This window comes from Sphingobacterium sp. BN32 (genome assembly GCF_030503615.1).
Taxonomy (GTDB): Bacteria; Bacteroidota; Bacteroidia; order Sphingobacteriales; family Sphingobacteriaceae; genus Sphingobacterium.
Genome location: NZ_CP129963.1, coordinates 917,195 through 938,700 on the forward strand (window position 1 = coordinate 917,195; position 21,506 = coordinate 938,700).

Annotated in this window: 12 protein-coding genes; 6 read left to right on the forward strand and 6 right to left on the reverse strand. The window is 43.6% G+C overall.

Annotation, left to right across the window (positions count from 1 at the left end):
• Positions 1-54 precede the first annotated feature (54 nt).
• From QYC40_RS03905 to QYC40_RS03930, 6 genes are all read right to left on the reverse strand, one after another.
• Positions 55-2,094 (reverse strand): FAD-dependent oxidoreductase, encoded by a 2,040-nt coding sequence (locus tag QYC40_RS03905; RefSeq protein ID WP_301992502.1) that lies wholly within the window; start codon positions 2,092-2,094, stop codon positions 55-57.
• Between the two features lie 9 nt (positions 2,095-2,103).
• Positions 2,104-3,786, reverse strand: coding sequence for a RagB/SusD family nutrient uptake outer membrane protein (locus QYC40_RS03910; protein ID WP_301992503.1), 1,683 nt, complete (start codon positions 3,784-3,786; stop codon positions 2,104-2,106).
• A 10-nt stretch (positions 3,787-3,796) separates the two neighbouring features.
• A complete protein-coding gene (locus tag QYC40_RS03915; RefSeq protein ID WP_301992504.1) occupies positions 3,797-7,090 on the reverse strand; it encodes a TonB-dependent receptor in 3,294 nt (1,097 codons plus the stop codon).
• Between the two features lie 238 nt (positions 7,091-7,328).
• Positions 7,329-8,522, reverse strand: coding sequence for a FecR family protein (locus QYC40_RS03920; protein WP_301992506.1), 1,194 nt, complete (start codon positions 8,520-8,522; stop codon positions 7,329-7,331).
• Positions 8,523-8,735: 213 nt separating this feature from the next.
• Complete coding sequence (locus QYC40_RS03925; protein WP_301992507.1) at positions 8,736-9,275, reverse strand: RNA polymerase sigma factor; 540 nt, start codon at positions 9,273-9,275, stop codon at positions 8,736-8,738.
• Positions 9,276-9,325: 50 nt separating this feature from the next.
• Entirely contained in the window at positions 9,326-10,360 is a 1,035-nt protein-coding gene (locus QYC40_RS03930; RefSeq protein WP_301992508.1) for a Gfo/Idh/MocA family protein, read from the reverse strand.
• A gap of 439 nt (positions 10,361-10,799) precedes the next feature.
• Here QYC40_RS03930 and QYC40_RS03935 point away from each other — a divergent pair, with 439 nt between their 5' ends.
• The 6 genes from QYC40_RS03935 to QYC40_RS03960 all read left to right on the forward strand — a co-directional run bounded on the left by QYC40_RS03935 (position 10,800) and on the right by QYC40_RS03960 (position 21,504).
• Positions 10,800-13,976 carry a TonB-dependent receptor gene (locus tag QYC40_RS03935; RefSeq protein WP_301992510.1) on the forward strand — a complete coding sequence of 1,059 codons (3,177 nt, stop codon included), beginning with the start codon at positions 10,800-10,802 and terminating at the stop codon, positions 13,974-13,976.
• A 5-nt stretch (positions 13,977-13,981) separates the two neighbouring features.
• Positions 13,982-15,706 (forward strand): RagB/SusD family nutrient uptake outer membrane protein, encoded by a 1,725-nt coding sequence (locus QYC40_RS03940; protein WP_301992511.1) that lies wholly within the window; start codon positions 13,982-13,984, stop codon positions 15,704-15,706.
• A gap of 84 nt (positions 15,707-15,790) precedes the next feature.
• The gene (locus tag QYC40_RS03945; protein ID WP_301992512.1) at positions 15,791-16,945 is read left to right on the forward strand and encodes a prolyl oligopeptidase family serine peptidase; all 1,155 of its coding nucleotides are present in this window, start codon (positions 15,791-15,793) and stop codon (positions 16,943-16,945) included.
• 84 nt (positions 16,946-17,029) lie between these two features.
• Positions 17,030-18,736 (forward strand): GMC oxidoreductase, encoded by a 1,707-nt coding sequence (locus QYC40_RS03950; RefSeq protein WP_301992513.1) that lies wholly within the window; start codon positions 17,030-17,032, stop codon positions 18,734-18,736.
• A complete protein-coding gene (locus tag QYC40_RS03955) occupies positions 18,736-20,265 on the forward strand; it encodes a PQQ-dependent sugar dehydrogenase (RefSeq protein ID WP_301992514.1) in 1,530 nt (509 codons plus the stop codon). Before QYC40_RS03950 ends, QYC40_RS03955 begins: the two co-directional genes overlap by 1 nt.
• A gap of 6 nt (positions 20,266-20,271) precedes the next feature.
• Complete coding sequence (locus QYC40_RS03960; RefSeq protein ID WP_301992515.1) at positions 20,272-21,504, forward strand: Nramp family divalent metal transporter; 1,233 nt, start codon at positions 20,272-20,274, stop codon at positions 21,502-21,504.
• Positions 21,505-21,506: the final 2 nt, after the last annotated feature.

Below are 21,506 nucleotides of genomic sequence, written 5' to 3' on the forward strand. Positions count from 1 at the left end.
AACCTATCCACTGGAGTTTCATATCAAATATTTAAGTTCGTTTAACTTATTGTATTATTTTACTTTTTTCCAAATCACCGCATCGGCAATCACTCTGCCGGAGCTCTGTACAGCTTTCACTTTCACATAGCTCTTTGCGTTCTTATTGATCTGATATTCGCCTAAATCAACCCATTCACCCGATGCCAAGCCAAGGCTTTTAATATCTGATTTATTGATAGTAACCTGCTTTTTAGACTTTCCATCAAAGATTTCAAAGCTTAATTGCGCTGCAAGTGCCTTGTCTTCGGCGATGTAAAAGTAAATACGGTATTTTGCGGTCTCTGCGATGTTCGCATGGAAACTGATAGAAGCATTTTCATCCTTTTGATCTAAAGCATACTTGTTCTTTACATATCCGCCACGGATCGTTTCCCATTTGCCAGTCACCGTAACATGATCCTTATCCAAGTTGTCAACCAAAATTTCAGGCGTACTGCCATCCGCTAGCGGATCCGTTTGCAGTTTGTTGATTAGTTTCTTGACATCAATATCTTGAACAGATTGCTTATTATCAATAGCTTGTGTCGCTGCTGTCGCCGCCGATTGCGCTAATACCATGAATACGGGCTCCATACGGATAGATCCAAAAGCGATATGCGAGGATGACATACATACTGGAACTAATAGATTAGAACACTCTTCTGCCTTTGGGGTGATCGCTTGGTAAGAGATTGGATAGGGTGCAGGTACGGGTTTCTGAACATCCCCCTCATTTTTTACCATGCCGTTCACGACCAACCGTTGTATATTATGAGAGTCCATTTGGTAAGCAGCCATGCCAATTGGGTCGTCGATTACTTCCTCGCCTTCACAGTGTTTTTGTGTCATCACTTTGCGACCGATCATGCGGCGCGCTTCGCGCACATATAATTGGTTGGAGAAACCATTGGTCTCCTTGAACTCATCTTTACAAAAGCCCCAAGATTTCATCTCCGCGCGGATATGTGCCGGAACGCGCTCATCGTGACTTAAGAAATAGAGCAAGCCCTTGGTATAGTCCTCATGCTTCTTCCAAATCGCTTCTCTTGTTTTAAAATCACCTTCCGGATAATCGTAATTCTCGCCGATCATGTCGGTTGAGAAAGCGCCAAAGTTGTTGAAGTCGGTCTTGCCATTAGGCATGTACTTAATCAAAAAGCCGCCTGTATGTCTGTATTCTTTCTGTCCATTCGGAAGATCAACGATATCCAAGTTGCTGAAGATTGTTGTCCATTTCTCTTTAGCGATCTGTCTTAATAGCAATTCAAATTGCTCTGGATTGTAGTTGTCCGGTTTGCTAAATGGAATCTGATTGTCCTTGTCTTGCGTTAGGGTCAAGCGGAAGTTGTAAGCCTGAATCTTTTTATCCGCGGAGCCATGTGCTGCGAGTTTCTCGTTCGAGATACCCCACAGTAAGCCGCTTTCCGGTTTACCAGGAATCTTGTAAGGGTCGATGCCATCAGGGAATTGGTGGATTTCTTGCAATTGTACCCCATTCTGGCTTTCGCCATATTGAGAAATTGCCTCGCGACCCACGGCATAGCTAACACCCGCTTTCGCCATCAGATCACCTTCATAGGTGCAGTCGATAAACATCTTCGCTTTAATACGCAGTTGTTGATTTGAAGCATCGTTCTTACGAACGACAATTTCTTTAATCGTATTTCCCTCTTTAATGACCTCTTCCAGCAGATAATTTTTCTCTATATCCAGCTTAGCAGCTTGAATATAATCGTTGAAGACTTTACTGGCCACATGCGGCTCGAATGTCCATTGTTCAAAGCGATTATATTCTGCGCCTAATCGACGGTAGAAATCACGCGCTAATCCGGTAATGGCGAACTTGTTCCCGATGTCTGTTGCACCTAGACCGCCGGTCGTAAGACCACCCAAGTAGTTGCGAGGCTCAATAACAAGGGCTTTCTTGCCTAATTTATTCGCCGTGTATCCGGCGATAATTCCGGCAGAGCTACCGCCGTAAATACAGATGTCGACCTCTACAGTCTTACTTCCAGCTTGAGCAAAGCTGGACATACTGAAGACCATAAAGCATATCAATAATAGCTTTTTCATAGGTAAATATTAGTAGTTCTTATTTTGTGTAAGGTTAGGGTTAGTTTCCGTTTCAATGCGCGGGATAGGCCATACATAGTCTCTTTCAGCATTAAAATTACGCTTCTCGATAACACGCATCTGTGCCCTGTTGGCCACCTGGCTATAGTTCGGCGTTCCGTTTTCATCGATAGTCGGTGCATTGGATAACCATCCGGTACGAATACGGCCTAGCAGGTCGCCCGGCATCACCTGATGCGCAATATTCCATCTGCGGATATCAAATAGGCGAAGACCCTCTGCCGCTAATTCATATTTTCTCTCTTTACGCACGATCGAACGCATCTGTGCCTGCGACTTTCCGGCACTGATTGCCGGCATCCCCACAGAAGGACGCTGTCTTACCTGATTGATAGCTTCATAAACCGAATTATCAATCTGATTCAGCTCAGTCTTCGCCTCCACGTAGTTCAATAGCACTTCAGCATATCGGAATAAAATGGCATTCAACTCCGAATTGGAACGGTCGATAAAATCCGCAGGATCAGCATATTTACGCCATAGATATCCCGAGAATGTCGCGAATGCGTTTGTTGCATCGGTGTTCGCAATGCGCTTAGGCGTCGCTTCTCGATAATCCCAGGTCATCGTACTATCCGGATGCGTTTCAAAGATAACGCCGAGCGAAAGTGTCTGCGGTAATACCACTGTCTGCGTCAGTCGGGGGTCGCGATTCTTGAATGGTTTATTGGGGTCAAATAACGGTGATTTATCGATATTCAAACCGTCTATACATTCGTAAGAATCCACTAAGGATTGAACCGGTATTTTATTCGAAAAGCCCTGCATCAATCTCGAGTAGAACTGCGAGGAGATACCATGCGTCGCTAGACCTCGCTTATATTGAATTGCCCAAATAATCTCTTTGGAGGACTCGCCAGCATATTTAAACAGCTGCTCAAAATTATTGTGCAGTTGATACTGATTCAATTCCATCACCGCCTTTGCTGCATCGGCAGCTTCCTGATATTTCTTGTTGAAAAGAGCTGACCTTGATTTTAAAGCCAAGGCAGCGCCACGTGTCGCGCGTCCTAGATTATTGCCCGTAGCGGTTGTTGGAAGCGAGCCCACGATAGCATCGATTTCCGACATAATAAAGTCGTTCACCGCTTCTTTGGATTCTCTCGTCACGTTCTTCGAATCGGCAAGGGAAATCGTTGTGGTCAGCAATGGAACACCACCGAATAGCTCGTTGAGGAAGAAGTAGTAATATGCTCGTAGAAATCTTACTTCGCTTATTCTGCTGTTCAGGGTTTCCGCAGGAACAACTCCATTCAAACCCTCGACTTTATCCAAGATGGTATTGCAGCGCTGTATCCCCACATACAGTAAGTTCCAGAAATCAGAAGTGAATTCATTGTTTGCGTCGGCATTTCCTAAACCCAGAATTTGTAAGGCATTCGTGTTTCTTTCCCAACCAATATCGGATGCGTAGTCTATCGTCAAAGGGAAAGGCATAGGTGTTGCCTTTGGCGCTTGATATAGCGCATTGTATGCGCCCGTAATCGCCATATTGAGTTCCTGTTCATTGGAGATAAAAGTCTCCGTAGAAGGGCTATCCAAAGGATATTTAATCAGGTAATCTTCACTACAGGAGTAAAGCGAAATACTGAGTAGCAGTCCTAGTGTATATGATAATGTTTTTCTTTTCATGATTCTTTAATTAAAACTTGGCACTTAATCCAAAACTGTAAACTTTCATTTGCGGATACCATCCACCGGTACTGATCGGACCTTCCGGATCATATCCTTTCCAGAAGTTGGTTTTCGTAAATAGGTTCTGTCCGGACGCGAAAATGCGTAAAGCACGCAATGGCATATTTGCTGAGGCAGGAAGTGGCACAGTATATCCTAAAGTCACATTCTTCAATCTGAGGTACGCCGCATTCTTCATCCAGAAAGTAGAGTTTTGAATGTTGTTATTCTCGTTAAAGGCGAAGCGAGGGAATGCCGCGTTCGGGTTCTCCGGAGTCCAACGATCTTTGTGTTGTTCTTGTATTGTTCCGCCCTGATAAAAAGGCATAATTCCTTGTCCATACAGGTATCCATCTGCTTTTCCTACACCTTGGAAGAATAAGGCAAGGTCGATTCCCCGATAGGAAGCACCTAAATTTGCGCTGTAAGTATAGCGTGGAATCGGGCTTCCCATAATAATCTCATCGGCTGCATCAATCTTGCCGTCGCCGTTCTGATCTTTGTATTTGAGATCGCCTGGCGCGATGTTACCAATTTGTTTTGCTGAAGTTGCTATGTCTTCCGCCGAACTGAAATAACCGATTGCTTCATAGCCATATAGCGACCCGATTGGATGCCCTTCATGGTTTACGGTCAGACCTGTACGCAACACGCCGCGCATGTCCAAAACTTTATTCTGCACATCCGAAAGGTTGACTGCAACGTTGTATTTAAAGTCGCCGATTGCATTGTTGTAAGCAACAGAGACGTCCCAACCTTTATTTTCAACGACCCCAGCATTTTGGAATGGTGGCGTAGTGAAACCCAAATATCTGGAGATGTCTAACTGTAGTAAAATCCCGGAGGTTTTTCTATAAAAATAATCTGCTGTGATATTCAGATTTCTCCATAAGGTCAAATCAAGCCCTACATTACTTACATTGGTCGTTTCCCATTGAATATCCGGATTTGCCATCGTCGTCAATGCCGCACCGGTACTGATGTTCTCTCCAAAAGCATAGTTGGTGGAACCAATATTGAAATACGAAGCAAATGAATATAGACCTGTGATATTTTGATTACCTAATTTACCCCATGAACCGCGGATCTTCATGTCGGAAACAACCGAGCTCAGGGATTCCATAAAAGGCTCCTGGCTAACGCGCCATCCGGCAGAGAAAGAAGGGAAGAAAGAAAACTTATTCCCTACAGCAAATCTTGACGACCCATCATAGCGAGCGTTAGCTTCGAAAAGATATTTCCCCTGAAAGTCATAGTTTAAGCGTCCGAATACCGAACGTAGCGACCACTCTGAGGAGTTTCCGCGCGCTAAATTATTTTCTTGATTTCCAGCATTCAACTCCTGCAATTCAGGAATCAAGAAAATCTCGCGATAGCCTGATAAGAAATTATCGCGTTGGTCTTCCTGCTGGAAACCGGCCATCACATTGAAGTTGTGGTCTGAAGCCAGTGTTTTCTCATAAGAAACCACTGCGCGGATGTTGTTGTACCAATATTGTTCATAGCTTTCCGTCAAGCTATTTTTTTGAGGCGTCAAATAGGCCTTGTCGCCATTCCAATAATAAGACTGTATGGTGTTGAAAAATTTCTTTTTGTGACTAATTTCGTATTTGGGAGAATAAACCAAATTAACAGTCATCCCATCGATTGGCTTATATTTCAAATCGATATTGAATACCGAGTTCATCGGATCCTCCAGATTCAATCCGCCATCTCTAGCTTTTGCAATCGGGTTATCGCCGTTCCATCCTTCGCCATATTGCCCTGTCGATAGCATCCCCGCTTGATTTGCCGGGATACGACGCATCCAATGAAAGACTTCGCCCGTACCACTTGCCGGCTCTTTCAATTCCGATTTGGTGAAGAAAAAGTCTAAGGCTGCACTGATCTTATTGGAGATCTGCAGATCACTGTTTAATCGAAAGTTATAGCGTCTGAAGTTGGTGTTTTCCAGTATACCGTCCTGATCAAAGAAACCTAAGGATCCCAAAACTTTTACCTTTTCCGATCCACCCTGCGCGGCGATATAGTGGTTCTGCATGAAAGCATTATCTTTCATGGTCAGACTTTGCCAATCAGTATTCGGGAAGCGGTCTGGATTGCTTCCCATACCAGCCGTATAATCATTGATCATCTGCTCGGTAAAGATTGGGCTCTTGCCGGTATTGGTATAAGCTTCATTCAATAGGTTCATATGATCCAAGCCACTAACCATGTCCGTCATTTCCGTTGGTGATTGCCAGCCCGCATAGTTATTATAATCTACTGTGACGCCTTCGTTCTTTGCTCGTTTGGTAGTGACTAAAATTACGCCGTTTGCCGCTCGAGAACCGTAGATTGCAGCCGAAGAGGCATCTTTTAGAACCGAGATATTTTCAATATCATTGGTATTCACATTGTTGATATTTCCTTCGACCCCATCGATCAATACCAATGGGTTGGCATTGCCTAAAGTTCCGATACCGCGAATACGCAAGCCCCCTTGGTCGCGACCTGGCTGCCCAGAGCCTTGTGTTACTGTCAAACCCGGCGCCGCACCTTGTAAAGCGGTAGATGCCTGTCCAACCGGTTGTTTTGTTAATTGTTCACTCTTGACAACGGCTACTGCTCCTGTTAAATTTACTTTCTTTTGCGTACCATAACCTACCACAACAACCTCATCCAAGTCGCTCACCTGCGGAGTCAAGCTGATGTTGAGCACCTGCGAAGCCGAAGTTACCTGTCGTTCCGCTGTCGCATAACCCACCAAGCTAAAGCGCAGCGTAGTAGGGAAGGAGCTAATGCTGATCTGGAAATTACCGCTCGCATCCGTGCTCGCACCTTGTTTGCTTGTGACATCCACGATGCTTACGGCCTCCAAAGCCGAACCGTCCTCCGCCTTCACAACGCCACGAAGGGTTTGCTGCACGGGAGCAGCATTTGTAATACTGCTGCTTGGCGTGGAAACTCGTCTAGCGGGTCTATTGACTTTATTGATAAGAATCGTTTTATCCTCGATGGTATATTCGTAAGGAAGATCCTTCAACAGCGTGTTAAGGAACTGCGTGACACTCGCATTGGAAATATTGATATCCATTGGCTTGAGTGATTTCAACTCTTTCAAATCATACAGGACCACAAAGTTGGTTTTGTCTTCAAGGTATTTAAATGCACTTTCGACTTTTGCGGCTTTCTTTTTATAGGAAAGCTGTTGAGAAAATGACTTCGCTTGCAGTTGGAAGCTTCCAATAACAAGGAAGATGCATAGGATTTTAAAAATCATAATTTGATATCGAATACGGGATAAAAAAGTATTGATAAAACGAATTGGATAAGGATTTATCAATCCTTGATAGTTTTTCATAATATTGTAATCTATAATGTTTTAAGTTTGGTTATTATTCCCAATAATTTTACTAGACATTATTTGGGGAGATGGGCCAACATCTCCCTTCTTTGCTAGTCTTCCGACTATCGCTATGGCGGACTTGCATTCGTTTTCATAGACATACTTGAGGTTATTATATTGGTTGTTTGTTATTTGCGTAGGCTACGGTAAGCTTCCTGTCTGCTGTCAACTTCGTCTGTATGTTGAAATTGTTTTCCAGAAACTTTTGAAAGGTGGATAATTTAAGTCCTCGGCTCATTCTGCCTCCCATTTCGATAGAAGGGATGTCGTTTTGGTAAACAATTTCCACATCATACCAGCGGCTGATATTGCGCATACATTCCTGTAAACTCATGCCATGCAGATCGATAATCCCTTCCTTCCAAGCGATTGCCGCATCCGCATCGACCGATCGGGTGGCCAAAGCATTGGAGCTGGTATTGAACAGGGCTTGCTGATTGGGTTTCAGAACCATTTGCTGTTCGTTTGCACTCACCCGCAAAGAACCCCCTTTTAGCGTCGTTTTAATTATTTTCTCATCCGAGTAGGCATTGATATTGAATTCCGTACCGAGAACACGTATTTCCTGCTCTCCAGTACGGACGATAAAGGGCAGGTTCTTGTTCTTTTGAACTTCAAAATAAGCCTCACCTTTCAGATTAATTGTTCGGTTCTGCTTGGCGAAGTCCGTCTGATAGCTGATCTCGCTCCCCGCGTTTAACCAGACCTTAGAGCCGTCCGATAATTCCAGATTATACTGTCCGCCATAGGGAGTGACGATTCTGATGGTTTTACTGCTTTGTATTCCGGCAAGTGCAACATCGCCGTCTTGATAGCTGATACTGTTATCGCCAATAATTAAACCATGCTCGCCATCTTTCAGAAGATGTTCTTCACCGTCGATGATAATCGTTGCTTTATTGCTGCCGGGTTCGATGTCGTCTAGCGGGGCTAATTGTGCCAGTTCCGGAACTTCTGCTTGCTGGAGCCCTTGGTAAGTGAAAAACCCAGCAAGGATAAGCGACGCTGCAGCTGCCCAATACCACAAAGGCTTGATCCTTCGCTGTGCTATAGGTTCTGCCTCCTGAATATCTAGGGCAATACGTCGACGAAGATTCGCATGTACCGACGAAATCCGGTTGTCGACAAACTCAGTTGGTAGCTCTGCTGTATTCTGATCGATAATTTCGCGTACCGAAGCGCCGAACGACGCATCATCGCAAGTATCGACCAAATGCAAAAGCTCTTCAAATTCTGATTTGGAAACCTTATCGTTTATATGTCGGTTAAGAAGGAACGTGATCCTTTCTTTATTCGTGTCATTCATCAAGATAATCTAAGTTTTGGTTGCTTACTTATCTTTATATACGAACGACTAGAGCGAATGCACTATTGAGAAATGAATTATTTTTAAATGATTCGAGACAGTCCCCAATGAAAGCTTTTTCAAACCCATATCAAAGCCCTTTCGAAAGAGGTTTGATACGGCTGATAAAGGGTTATGCATTGGGTTTGAAAGGGCTTTAAGCCGACGAAGCCTTCACGCGCCCTCGTATTTCGACTGTATATAATTTTTGATATCTTTCATGGCGCTGACCAGCTGATTGCTGACAGTATTTACAGAAATGCCGAGCATTTTGGCGACTTCCTTATAACTTTTGTTTTCAATATTGCATAGCGTCAGGATCTCCTTTCGTTTGGGCGAAAGGAGTTGTATCGCTTCGTTTAGGATCCGTTGTTTTTCTTTGTCGAAAATCGATTCCTCCGTGTGTAAATAAAAGCCGATGGAGGATGACCATAGCTCTTCTTGCAAGGCTTTGTCGCGGCTCGCTTTTCTGAAATGGTCGATTGCCAGGTTGTCCGATATACGGCAGAGAAGGGTTTTCAGACCCCGATCTACTTCCAGCTGCGCCCGCATATTCCAGATCTTCAGGAAAACTTCCTGGAGAATTTCTTCCACAATTTCCGGGCTCTTGATCAGTTTGAAAATTCGATTATAGAGATGCGGTGCATATTCAAAATATAACTGATCAAAAGCCGTCACGTCCCCCTTTTGCAGGGCGGTGATGAGTTGTGCCATATTTATTTCTTTTTGCATTGCCAATTTCGATAAACCTGTTTCCTAATGATTTATAAATAGATACGTTTTCCTTCCTTTGCGCTTTGATAAATAGCAGAGATAAGTTCGACCGATTTTCTGCCTTCGGCGCCGTCGATAAATGGGGCACGCGTGTTTTCGATAGCGTCTATAAAATCTTCAATCTGTAGCTGATGCGCATAGTGTCCGATAGCCATCGGATCGCTAACACCGCCTGAAACTGCGGCCGTCTTTTCATGGTTTTCGTCGGACTCCTGATCCTGAAAATCCCAAAGCGTCAGGCTGTTTTCTTCAAGGATAGCCGAACCTTTGCTGCCGATGATTTCTACACGCTTAGCCGTGCCAGGATAGGCTGCGGTCGAGCATTCAATTGTTCCCAAAGCGCCGCTTTTGAACTGTATTTGTGCTACAACCGTATCCTCGACTTCGATGTCCTGATGCAATCTGTTTGCTGCGAGCGCGGTAACATGTTCTACATCACCCATATACCATAAAAGCATATCGACGGCATGTATACCTTGGTTCATCAGGGCGCCGCCGCCATCGAGTTCCCATGTTCCTCGCCATGCTGCAGATGCATAATATGCCGGACTGCGGTGCCATTTTACATAGGCTGACCCAATGACCAGGTCGCCAAAGCCACCTTCGTCGAGCTGTTTTTCGATCTTGATGCTATTTGGATAGAAGCGAGTAGGGAAGATGGTGCCGACTTGAAGCGATTGCTGCTCGGCCAAGGAAATGATGCGATCGCATCGTTCTGTCGTTATTTCTAGCGGTTTTTCGATGAGGCAATGTTTTCCCGCGCGCAACGCTTTCTCGGCGGCTTCCAAATGGGCGCCGGATGCCGTACATATACTTATAATATCGATGTTTGGATCTTCTAAAAGTTCGTCAATGGAATGGTATGCTTTGCAAGCATATGTTTCTGCGAAGGCTTCCGCTTTTTCTTTCGTTCGGTTATATACGGCGAGCAGCGTAGCGTTGTGAATAGCCGCTATAGCTTTGGCATGTATCGCTGCAATGGCGCCGGTTCCTATGATTGCAAATCCAAAAGTCTTTTGATCCATCTTATCATATTTTTAGGTTACTCGAAAATTCAGCATTCTGCTGATGTTCACTTAGGTAAATTGTTTCACTGATTTCGGACGAGTATCATCATTTTCTGGAGGGGATTTTCCTGATCAACGGAACTTGTTACATTTTCCGTTAACGTACCCCTGTGTGATGACGTTAGATTATTGTCTAGTCAGCGATTTAGGTCGAAAGATAGAAAAATTTAAAGAAATTTCTTGTGATCAATTTTGATTTGCCCTATATTGGTCGAAATCATAATCCTAAAATCAAAATAAGATAACATATTCGTCGGGTCATTTTGTGCCTAAATGCATGAAAAACCTTGTATTGTTCGGCGGACTGTAAACGTTAACGGTAAAATGGAAATTGTAACAAACGTTCTAATTTCTGACCGATTTTAAGAGTGAATCAATAACCAAATTAAACACTTATATGATATCAATTAGACCCTTAATGCTAATAGTTTTCCTCCTTTTGTTTGAGGTAACTGCTAGAGCACAAGAGCGGAGTTCTGTGACTGGTACGGTTCGGAATTCGCAAGGAGTACCTTTGATGGGCGTTAGTGTGTCCAACATCGGCAAGAGTGGGGAGACTCAAACAGATGATAAAGGCGCTTTTCGCTTAGATGTTAATTCCCTAAACGATTCTTTACGCTTCTCTTTTATCGGATTCAGTCCCTTGCGCGTGGCAATTAACGGCCGCACGACGGTGAATGTGACCCTGCAGGATGATGCAACCGATTTGGATGAAGTTGTAGTCGTGGGATATGGTACCCAAAGAAAAGGACAGCTGACGGCATCTGTGGATGTTATTTCGAGCAAACAATTAGCCGATCGTCCAGCTACAAATGTTGCAGATCTTATTAAAGGGGCATCGCCTAACGTGAATATCGGTATGGGGATGCGCGGTGGAGAACCTGGTGCAGCGAGCTCATGGAACATTCGTGGCGTGGGGTCGATTGCAGGTGGAAGTGCACCCTTAATTCTTGTCGATGGGGTCGAGATGGATCTAAATGCGATCGATCCGGAAACTGTTGATAACGTGTCCATCTTAAAAGATGCGTCTGCATCAGCGGTTTATGGTTCTAGAGCACCTTTCGGTGTGGTATTGATTACCACCAAGAAAGGAAAGATGGAACAGGGAGCGAAGTTTGATTATTCCAATAATTTGTCCTTATCATCTCCTTTACATTTGCCGAGTTTCATCGACTCCTATACCTGGGCAACTGCGTATAATCAGGCGAATGCAAACGCCGGTTTAACCGCCGTTTACAATGAAGAGCAGATGAAACGCATCAAAGGATATATAGACGGTACTTTCCCTTATGAATATGATCCGGAAAATCCAATTGACAACGTATTTGCTGGTCGCCGAAATGGTAATGCCAATAACGACTGGCCGCATATTCTAATGGGGAAAAACTCCTTCAGTCAAAAACATAATATCAATGTTTCCGGTGGTAGCGGAAAGACACATTACTTCTTATCGGCAGGATATAATAAACAGAATGGTACATACGCATTCGGGAATGATTATTTTAAACGCTATAATTTGATGTCCAATGTTTCTACCCAAGTGGCGGATTGGTTCAGGATCAACTCTAGTTTAAAATGGGCAAATACAGCAACTAATTTCCCTATGGGCGAAACGACTGTGGGTCGCGAGCATACTTTCCGGGAGATGCTCATGTTTGCACCAATGATGCCGTATTATAACATCAATGGATCGATTCAAAGCCCCTTAGTACGTTTGTTACAAGATTCGGGTCGCGATAAGAAGAGCAATAACGATTTCCTCGCTACGATTGGAGGGGAAATTGAACCCATCAAAGGTTGGGTGACCTCGGTCAATTACAACTATAACATTAAGAATACGAAGACGAGTCTGAATCCTAAACCCGTAATGGTGGAACTTGGAAATGGCGCTTTTGGAAATATCGGAAAACCGAATGCATCGTATACTGCTGGTTACTATGAGTATGTATATAAAGTATTGAATGCGGTGACCTCGTATGAAAAGCAAATGGACGATCATTATTTCAAGGGTATGCTAGGTTTCGAGCAAGAGGAAAATGTGTACTCTGGTTTGAACGCTACAGGTACTGCTCCTGTCGTTGATGACTACCCATCTATTTCAACCTCATTGGGCGGTATTTTGGCCGACGATAATATGAGCCATTGGGCTACTCGTGGAGCTTTCGGTCGTTTGAATTATAACTATCAAGAGAAATATCTGGTAGAGCTTGCCGGAAGATATAATGGTTCATCGAAATTTCCGAAGGATATTCGATTTGCATTTTTCCCTTCGGCATCCTTGGGATATGTAATTTCAAAAGAGGATTTTTTCGAGCCTCTAAGAGATAAGATCAATAATTTAAAAGTTAGAGCGTCTTACGGTTCACTAGGTAATCAGAACATTGCGAACAACTTATATGTTTCTAAAATTGGTATCGTTCCGGAACTTGACTGGATTATCAATGAGTCAAGACCACAATCTTCGCGTATTCCGGCAATCATTTCTGATGAAATAACCTGGGAGACGATTACGACCCTAAATTTAGGTGTTGATATGTCTTTGCTTAATTCTCGTCTAGGATTTTCTTTCGATTGGTACAATCGCGAGACTGATAAAATGTTGGGAAAAGCATTCGACCTGCCTTTCATCTTAGGGGCAGCCGTTCCTCAAACCAACAATGCGAAGCTCCGTACTCGTGGATTCGAGCTTGTAGCGACCTGGAACGATAAATTGGACAATGGAATCGGATACAATTTCAAAGTAACATTGGGCGATAGCCGCACTCAGGTTTTAGAGTATTTAAATACAACGGGTCAGATTGATACCTGGTACATCGGTAAGAATTATGGAGAGATTTGGGGATTTGAAACCGATGGTATCATCCAAACGCAAGGAGAGGCAATGGCAGATCAATCAAAATACCATGCGAAATGGGGGCCAGGCGATATCAGGTACAAGGACCTGAATGGCGACGGAATCATCAATGATGGAACGCGTACTTTAGAAAATCATGGAGACTTGAAAGTGCTTGGAAATTCACTTCCACGCTATAACTATGGTATCACCGCAGGCATGAATTGGAAAGGCTTTGACTTCAATATGTTCTGGCAGGGTGTTGGTCGCCGTGATTTTTCGCCTGAAAACACCACACCGTTATTCTGGGGGATGACTACAGCATGGGGCAACTCGGGTCTATATAAAGACTCACCAGCATTAGACTATTGGCGGCCTGCTGATGAGACCAATATCTTGGGTCCTAATACAGATGCTTATTTGCCAAAACCATACTTCACTACGGAAACCAATAAAAATAGACTTCCGCAATCCAAGTATATGTTGAATGCAGCATATCTGCGTTTGAAAAATGTTCAACTTGGATATACCTTACCTGAATCGTTAATCGGTAAAATGTTCAGTCGCGCAAGAGTGTATTTCTCAGGAGAAAATTTACTGACGTTCTCTAGTATGCCAAAAGTATTCGACCCTGAAACAGCAGTAGCATCAGACAGTCGAGAAGGTGGCTATTTGACGAGCGGCGTGATCTATCCAATGAGTAGTACATTATCATTCGGTTTAAACCTTACCCTAAAGTAATGATTATGAAAAATTTTCTTAAACGATCGAGTATATTATTATTGAGTTGTGCGGCACTGATTTCCTGCAACGACGATTTTCTTGAAAGACTGCCTTTAGATGAAGTGGCAGCAGAAAAATATTTTACAAAGCCCTTGGATTTGGAGATCTATATGAATCAGTTTTACAATGCTTCTTACTTTCCAAAATATCCAAATTATGGAGCGGACTTTAACAGTGATAACATGGTTGCCGCTGTTCCCGATATCCGCTTACAAGGCACAAGAACAGTATCTCCTACCGGGAATATGGGCTATGCGAATGTGCGTAGTTTAAATTACTTTTTTAAAGAATATAAAAAGCTCGAGGGAAATCACAGTTTCGATAGCTACAAACAATACGTCGGTGAAGCCTACTATTTTAAAGCAGTTACCTATTTCAACTTATTGAAGCTATATGGTGATATTCCATGGGTGGATAATGTGTATGGTACATCATCTCCGGAACTCTATAGCCCTCGTTCACCACGAGAATTTGTAGCCGATCGGATTATCGGCTGTTTGGACTCGGCAGCGATGTATTTGAGCAGTGATAAAACGAATGGCTACAGCCGAATCAATAAATGGATAGCCTTACTGATGCAAAGCCGCGTCGCCCTATATGAGGGAACTTGGCAGAAATATCATAATGGTACTGTATTCGGCGTAGCAAACGCTAATCCTAATAAGTATTTTGAAATTGCTGTAAAAGCGAGTGAAGCGGTTATGAATTCGGGTCTCTATAGTGTTTACAATAGCGGTAAACCTAAAAGCGACTATTATGATTTATTCACAAAAAGGGATTATACAGGGAACTCCGAAGTATTGTTTTGGCGTCGTTATGATAATGATTTGTCTAGAGGGGATGCTGACTTCACTAACGACAGAAACTTCAGAATGGCTCAGCCGGTAGGCCGTTCGATGGCAAAGGAGGTTGTTGATCAATACCTGATGATCGATGGCAAGCCAATTACCGGAAATAGCCTATTCGGCGGGTATAGCACGATTACCCAAGAATTCCAAAATCGCGATCCAAGATTGGCACAGACGATTGCTACACCAGACCAAGTTTGGAAAATAGCGGCTGACGGTAAGACGCAAAACTGGTCGGTAATTTATAGTTCTTTAAATTCAAGAACAGATTTGGAAGCTCCGACAGGTTATATTATTCAGAAAGGTTATGATCCACATGTAATCTATCATGTACAGCAATATGAGGAAACACCGTCCATTCTTTTCCGTTATGCGGAGGTTCTGTTGAATTATATTGAGGCAAAAGCAGAGTTAGGCATTGCTACACAGGCGGATATTGATAAAACAATCAAGCCCTTGCGCGATCGCGTTGGGATGCCAAATTTAGTAATTGGAAGCATTGCCAATGACGCGAAGTGGGAGTTTCCTACTTTAACTCCTTTGTTGAATGAGATTAGACGCGAGCGTCGTATCGAGTTGGTCGGCGAAGGTTTTCGTTGGGATGATATCGCACGTTGGGCTGCGGCGGATGAGGTAATCGTCGGCAAGCGCCCGCATGGATTCTTAGCGAGTCAGATTAAGGTGAATCCTTTTCCAGTTGACCAGAACGGTTTCCTTGATCCTTACCAGAAGGCAATTCCTAATGGTTATGGTTTCAAGTTAGGTAGAGATTATTTAAGCCCTATTCCGGAGAATGAACTTGTCTTAAACGACAAGTTAACACAGAACCCAGGATGGTAAAGATTTTCGTTTAATATAGGTTTGAATGTCCAAAGCGGTGGTAAGTGCCAGCTTGCCACCTCACTTTGGTCTTAAGCTAAAAGAATGAGCACATTGAAAAAGACGATTCCATATTGCTACTGTTGCGCTTTGCTATTTATGGCTATGCTGCAGCCTCTTTTCGCGCAGAACAAGAAGGATAAAAAGGCTGTATGGGCAGAAATAAGTTCGTATTTCCATGCTCCTGCTGCTTTCGAGAATCAATATGGCGATTACAAATCAGTGCTCATCGATGAAGAAGGAAAGGAAATCCAGAGCAAATCAGCTTGGGCAAAGCAAAGAGAAAAGATTAAAGCGAAGTGGATGAATCAGATGGGGCAATGGCCTGCATTCTTAGAAGATCAAAAGCTTCAGTTTTTAGACACGACCGTTCGAGAAGGGTATACGGAATATGTGGTGGCTTTTGACTGGTTGCCCAATCGGAAAACTCAGGGATACTTATTGGTCCCCCATACAAAAGGTAAGAAAGCAGCGGTATTGACCGTGTTTTACGAGCCTGAAACTGCTATCGGTCGTGGCAAAGCCGAGCGAGATTTTGCCTTGCAATTATGCAAGCAAGGTTTCATTACCTTATCTATCGGTACTGCCGAAACAACGAACAATAAAACCTACTCCTTATACTATCCATCGATAGACAAGGCAGAAATACAGCCGCTCTCTGCACTGGCATACGCTGCTGCAAATGCATGGTATGTGTTGGCAAATTATAAGGAAGTAGATTCCAAAAGGATTGGTATTATGGGGCATTCTTACGGCGGCAAATGGGCGATGTTTGGCTCTTGCTTATTCGATAAGTTTGCTTGCGCAGTATGGTCAGATCCGGGGATCGTATTTGATGAAACCAAAGGTTCGGGTGTAAATTACTGGGAACCTTGGTATTTGGGGTATTATCCACCGCCTTGGCAAAATGCGTGGAGACAGACCGGAATGATTGATGGCGCAAAAGGCTTATATCCTAAGCTGATGAAATCAAAGCAAGACCTGCACGAGTTGCATGCTTTAATGGCTCCGCGCCCATTCCTGGTATCCGGTGGTTCGTCGGATCCTATCGATAGATGGATTCCATTGAATCACACGATTAAGTTGAACAAATTATTGGGATATGAAAATAGAGTCGCGATGACCAATAGACCGGAGCATTCGCCGAATGCCGAATCTAACCGTCAAGCCAATCTATTTTTTGAATATTTCTTGAAGTAAGGGGGATAAAATGGCTAGATTTAAGATAGAAAAGCACGATCGAAAGGATCGAATCGTAAGTATCTACAACCTTAAATAAACGACATGGACCTAAACAGCGAATTTGATGTAATTGTTATTGGCTCAGGAATCAGTGGTGGATGGGCAGTGAAGGAATTTACCGAAAAGGGATTTAAGACGCTCTTGATCGAAAGAGGGCGTATGGTTAAGCATATAAAAGATTATCCAACGGCGAATATGGATCCTTGGGAATTTGAACACCGAGGGCAGAAGACCAAAGCCGACGTTGCAGAGAATAAGCTGATCAGTAAGCACTATGCCTATGGCGAGGCGACAAAGCATTTTTATATTAAAGACGAGGATCAAGAGTATATTCAAGAGAAGCCTTTCGACTGGATCCGCGGATTTCAGATTGGCGGTAAATCGCTATTGTGGGCAAGACAAACGCAACGTTGGAGCGACTTTGAATTCAATGCACCAAAGAAATATGACTATGCAATAGATTGGCCGATTCGCTATGCGGATCTAGCACCCTGGTACTCGCACGTAGAAAAGTTCGTCGGCATCTCGGGTAATCGGGACGGTATTGAAAATATGCCGGACTCGGAGGTCGTTGGGGCCTTTGAGATGAACCAAGTGGAGAAAGCTATCGCAGATTCCATTGATCGGAACTTTACAGACCGTAAAGCGATCATTGGTCGTTCTGCGAACCTAGCGGTGATTAAGGACGAGCAGAAGAAGCAGGGCAGAGGGCAATGTATGGCGAGATCGCTTTGCGAGCGTGGTTGTCCTTTTGGGGGCTATTTCAGTTCTAATTCGTCGACTATCCCTTATGCCGAGAAAACAGGCAATCTGACCATCGTAACGGATAGCATCGCTGAGTCGATTATCTATGATGATAAGACCGGAAAAGCTTCGGCTGTACAGGTTATTGATGCGAACAGCAGAGAGAAGAAAATATACAGAGCGAAGGTGATCTTTCTGAATGCAGCGACATTGAATTCGAACCTAATCCTATTGAATTCCAAATCCGAGCGTTTTCCGAATGGCTTGGGGAATGATAATGGGCTGTTAGGGCGATATATTGCCTTCCACAATTATAGAGGCAGGATTACAGCCGATATTGATGGCTTTGAAGATTCTTATTATTTCGGGCGCCGGCCAACACAGGTTTTTATCCCGGCATTTAAGAATATTCACAGCGATGCGGAGACATTTAAGGGCTCTTACCTGATTGCTTATTCTGCGAATCGCGATGGCTGGGGTCGCAATCCGGGTTTGGATACTCTGGGGGCTAGCTTTAAAGATGCCATATTGGAACCGGGAGGCTGGAAGATTTCTATGATGATGCAAGGGGAAGTGTTGCCGATTTATGAGAATCATGTACGCTTAAGTCCTGATAAAAAGGATAAATATGGCCTTCCACAACTTATTACATCCATTGGGTATTCGGATAATGATGTGGCAATGATGGAGGACTTCTTTAAAGAAGGGACTTCCATTCTGGAGAAGGCCGGTTGTAAAAATATTAAGAAGCTAGATCAGCATATCGCTTTCGGGCGGCAGCCGGGTTTGGAGGTTCATGATGTGGGCGGTGTTCGTATGGGCGAGGATCCTAAGGATTCCTTGTTGAACAAATACAACCAGTTGCATCATTGCAAGAATGTATTTGTGACCGACGGGGCATGTATGTCCAGTGTTGGTAATCAGAACCCTTCGCTAACCTTCATGGCATTGACTGCCAGAGCTGTTGATTATGCAGCGGATCAATTGAAAAACGGATATTTATAATGATATTTCAACCTAAACCATTTATTAAAATTTTAATTTTCTCTTGCCTCTTCTTCACAGCATGCAGGCAAACGGATCATAACTTCACCGTCAAGGATATCCCTGTGGAATATCTTAAACTTGATAACAGCTACGTAGAAGTAAGTACCGTGGCAGAAGGTTTGTCTGTCCCATGGGGGATGGACTATGTAGACAATAAGATTCTATTTACCGAGATTGCAGGGAAAGTGAAAGAGCTGAATCTCACGACGGGTGAGGTGAGAACGCTCTTGGAGATCGAGGATGTGTTCACTAGAACGACGCCCGGCTTATTGGATATTACCATCCAAAAGAATACGAAAGATGACCCTTATGTCTTTTTAAACTATACGAAAAAGCGGGACTCTTTGGTGGTTTCAACCCTTATGCGCTATCAATACAATGGTTCTGAACTCATTAATCCAACGGAAATATTAAGCGTCGCAGGTGCCAATGGGCATAACGGAACGCGCCTTTTGATCGATAAGAACAATATTCTTTATTGGGCAACCGGGGATGTCGCGGATAACAATATGGCGCAGGATTCGACTACCCTAAATGGCAAGGTACTGCGCATGAATCTAGATGGCACTGTGCCGGCGGACAATCCTATTCCGAACAGCTTGGTATATGCCTGGGGATTCAGAAATATTCAAGGGATGACTTTAGATAAGGATGGCAATCTCTTCACTGCAGAGCATGGCGATGCTATCGAAGATGAAGTCAATTGGGTTCGACCTTTGCACAACTATGGTTGGCCTCTAATTGAAGGTAAGCACGATACGGATGAGGAGCTAGCGATTACGGCAAAGACTAAAATGACTGAGCCTATCCGATCATGGACTCCAGTGATCGCTCCGGCAGGTATGGCATATTATAACCACGATGAGATTTCGGACTGGAAGAATTCTTTGTTGCTCGTGACCCTTAAGAGTCAACGCCTTCGTGTGCTTAATCTGAATGAAGACCAACATAGCATCAAAGAAGAGCATATTTATTTTGGCAAACATTTCGGCCGTATGCGTGCTGTTTTGGTACTTCCAAATGGCGATGTGTTACTTTCCACGAGTAATAGAGATTGGAACCCTCAGCCAGGTTTTCCAAAGGAGAATGACGACCGTATCATACGCCTTCGAATTACCGATCAGAAACCACAGTCGTTTTTACAAGAGGATCCTAAAGTTACGGCTGCAGCGGGCAATAACAATGCTGCGGTATTGTATAAGAATTATTGCGCATCCTGCCATAAAGAGGATGGCAAAGGCGTCGCAAACTCCTTCCCGCCGCTCGTGAACTCTAAGCGTATAAACGACCTGACAGCGTTTACTAAGTTATTGCTGGAAGGGACAAAAGAAAAGAAACCAATTAATGGCGTAAGCTATGAGCAAAATATGGCAAGCTACTCATTCTTAAAGGATGAGGAACTCGCAGCGATAATCAATTATGTGAAAACCGAGTTTGGAGATCAGAAAACAACGACTCCGGCGGCCGTAAAAGCACTTAGAAAATAAATAAGAATGAATAAAAACTGGTTATTAAAAGGCCTATCCATATTAGGTCCGGGGATTGTAACAGCCGCTCTTGTTTTTGGGCCTAGTAAGATGACGATTACTTCCAAAATGGGAGCAGACTATGGCTTTGAGCTCATCTGGGTTATCATTCTTGCCATATTCTTCATGCTCATATTTACGAATATGAGCGCTAGAATCGGGCAATATAACACAGACTCGCTATTAACGTTGATTCGCAAAAAGATAGGGAAGTTCGGAAGTATCTTTATCGGTGCAGGAATTTTTCTTGTCGCCATCTCCTTTCAAGCGGGGAATTCCACAGGCGTTGGGATTGCGATGGGGGAAGCTACAGATACTGATGCAAAGATCTGGATCATCGTATTCAACTTGGCGGGTATCTTATTACTGTTCTTCAGATCCTTTTATCAGGTATTGGAAAAAGTGATGCTGGGGCTAGTGATCCTGATGCTTTTCAGTTTTGTGTTGACATTGCTATTGATTCAGCCTTCGTTCAGCCATATTGCTGATGGTTTGATTCCGCATATTCCTAGCGGTTCGACTGGTTTGATCGTAGCCTTTATTGCTTCTTGTTTTTCATTAGTAGGGGCATTTTACCAATCCTATTTGGTTCAGGAAAAGAGGAAAGCGAATGGTTCTGTTGCAGGCGAGCCACTCTCGGAAGATAAGCATGCACAACTAAGTAGCACCATCGGGATATTGATCTTAGGGATCATGAGTGCAGTCGTGTTAATCTGCGCGGCGTCCGTACTTCATCCAAAAGGATTGAAAGTTAACTCGGCATCAGAAATGGCGATGGCATTAGAGCCGCTATTTGGATCGAACGCTAGCCACCTGTTTCTGATAGGATTATTCGGCGCTTCGTTCTCCTCACTGATTGGGAATGCCGCCCTTGGAGGTTCTATGCTAGGAGACGCTATTGGCTTGAAAGGAAACTTGAACAATAAATACGTCAAGATGCTGATTGCGATTGTCATGGTTTTCGGAGCAATCATTTCCTTATTGTTTAGCAAGCTTCCACTAGAGCTTATTGTACTAGCGCAAAGTGTCACGATATTCTTGGTGCCATTTACCGGAATAGCGATTTATTGGATTGCCAACAGTGAAGATATCATGGGCGAGCATAAGAATAATATGTTTCAGAAGATAGTTGGCCTATTGGGTCTACTGTTGGTAATTGGCTTAGCGGTATTGAATTTTAAAGTATTAGTATTATCATAAAT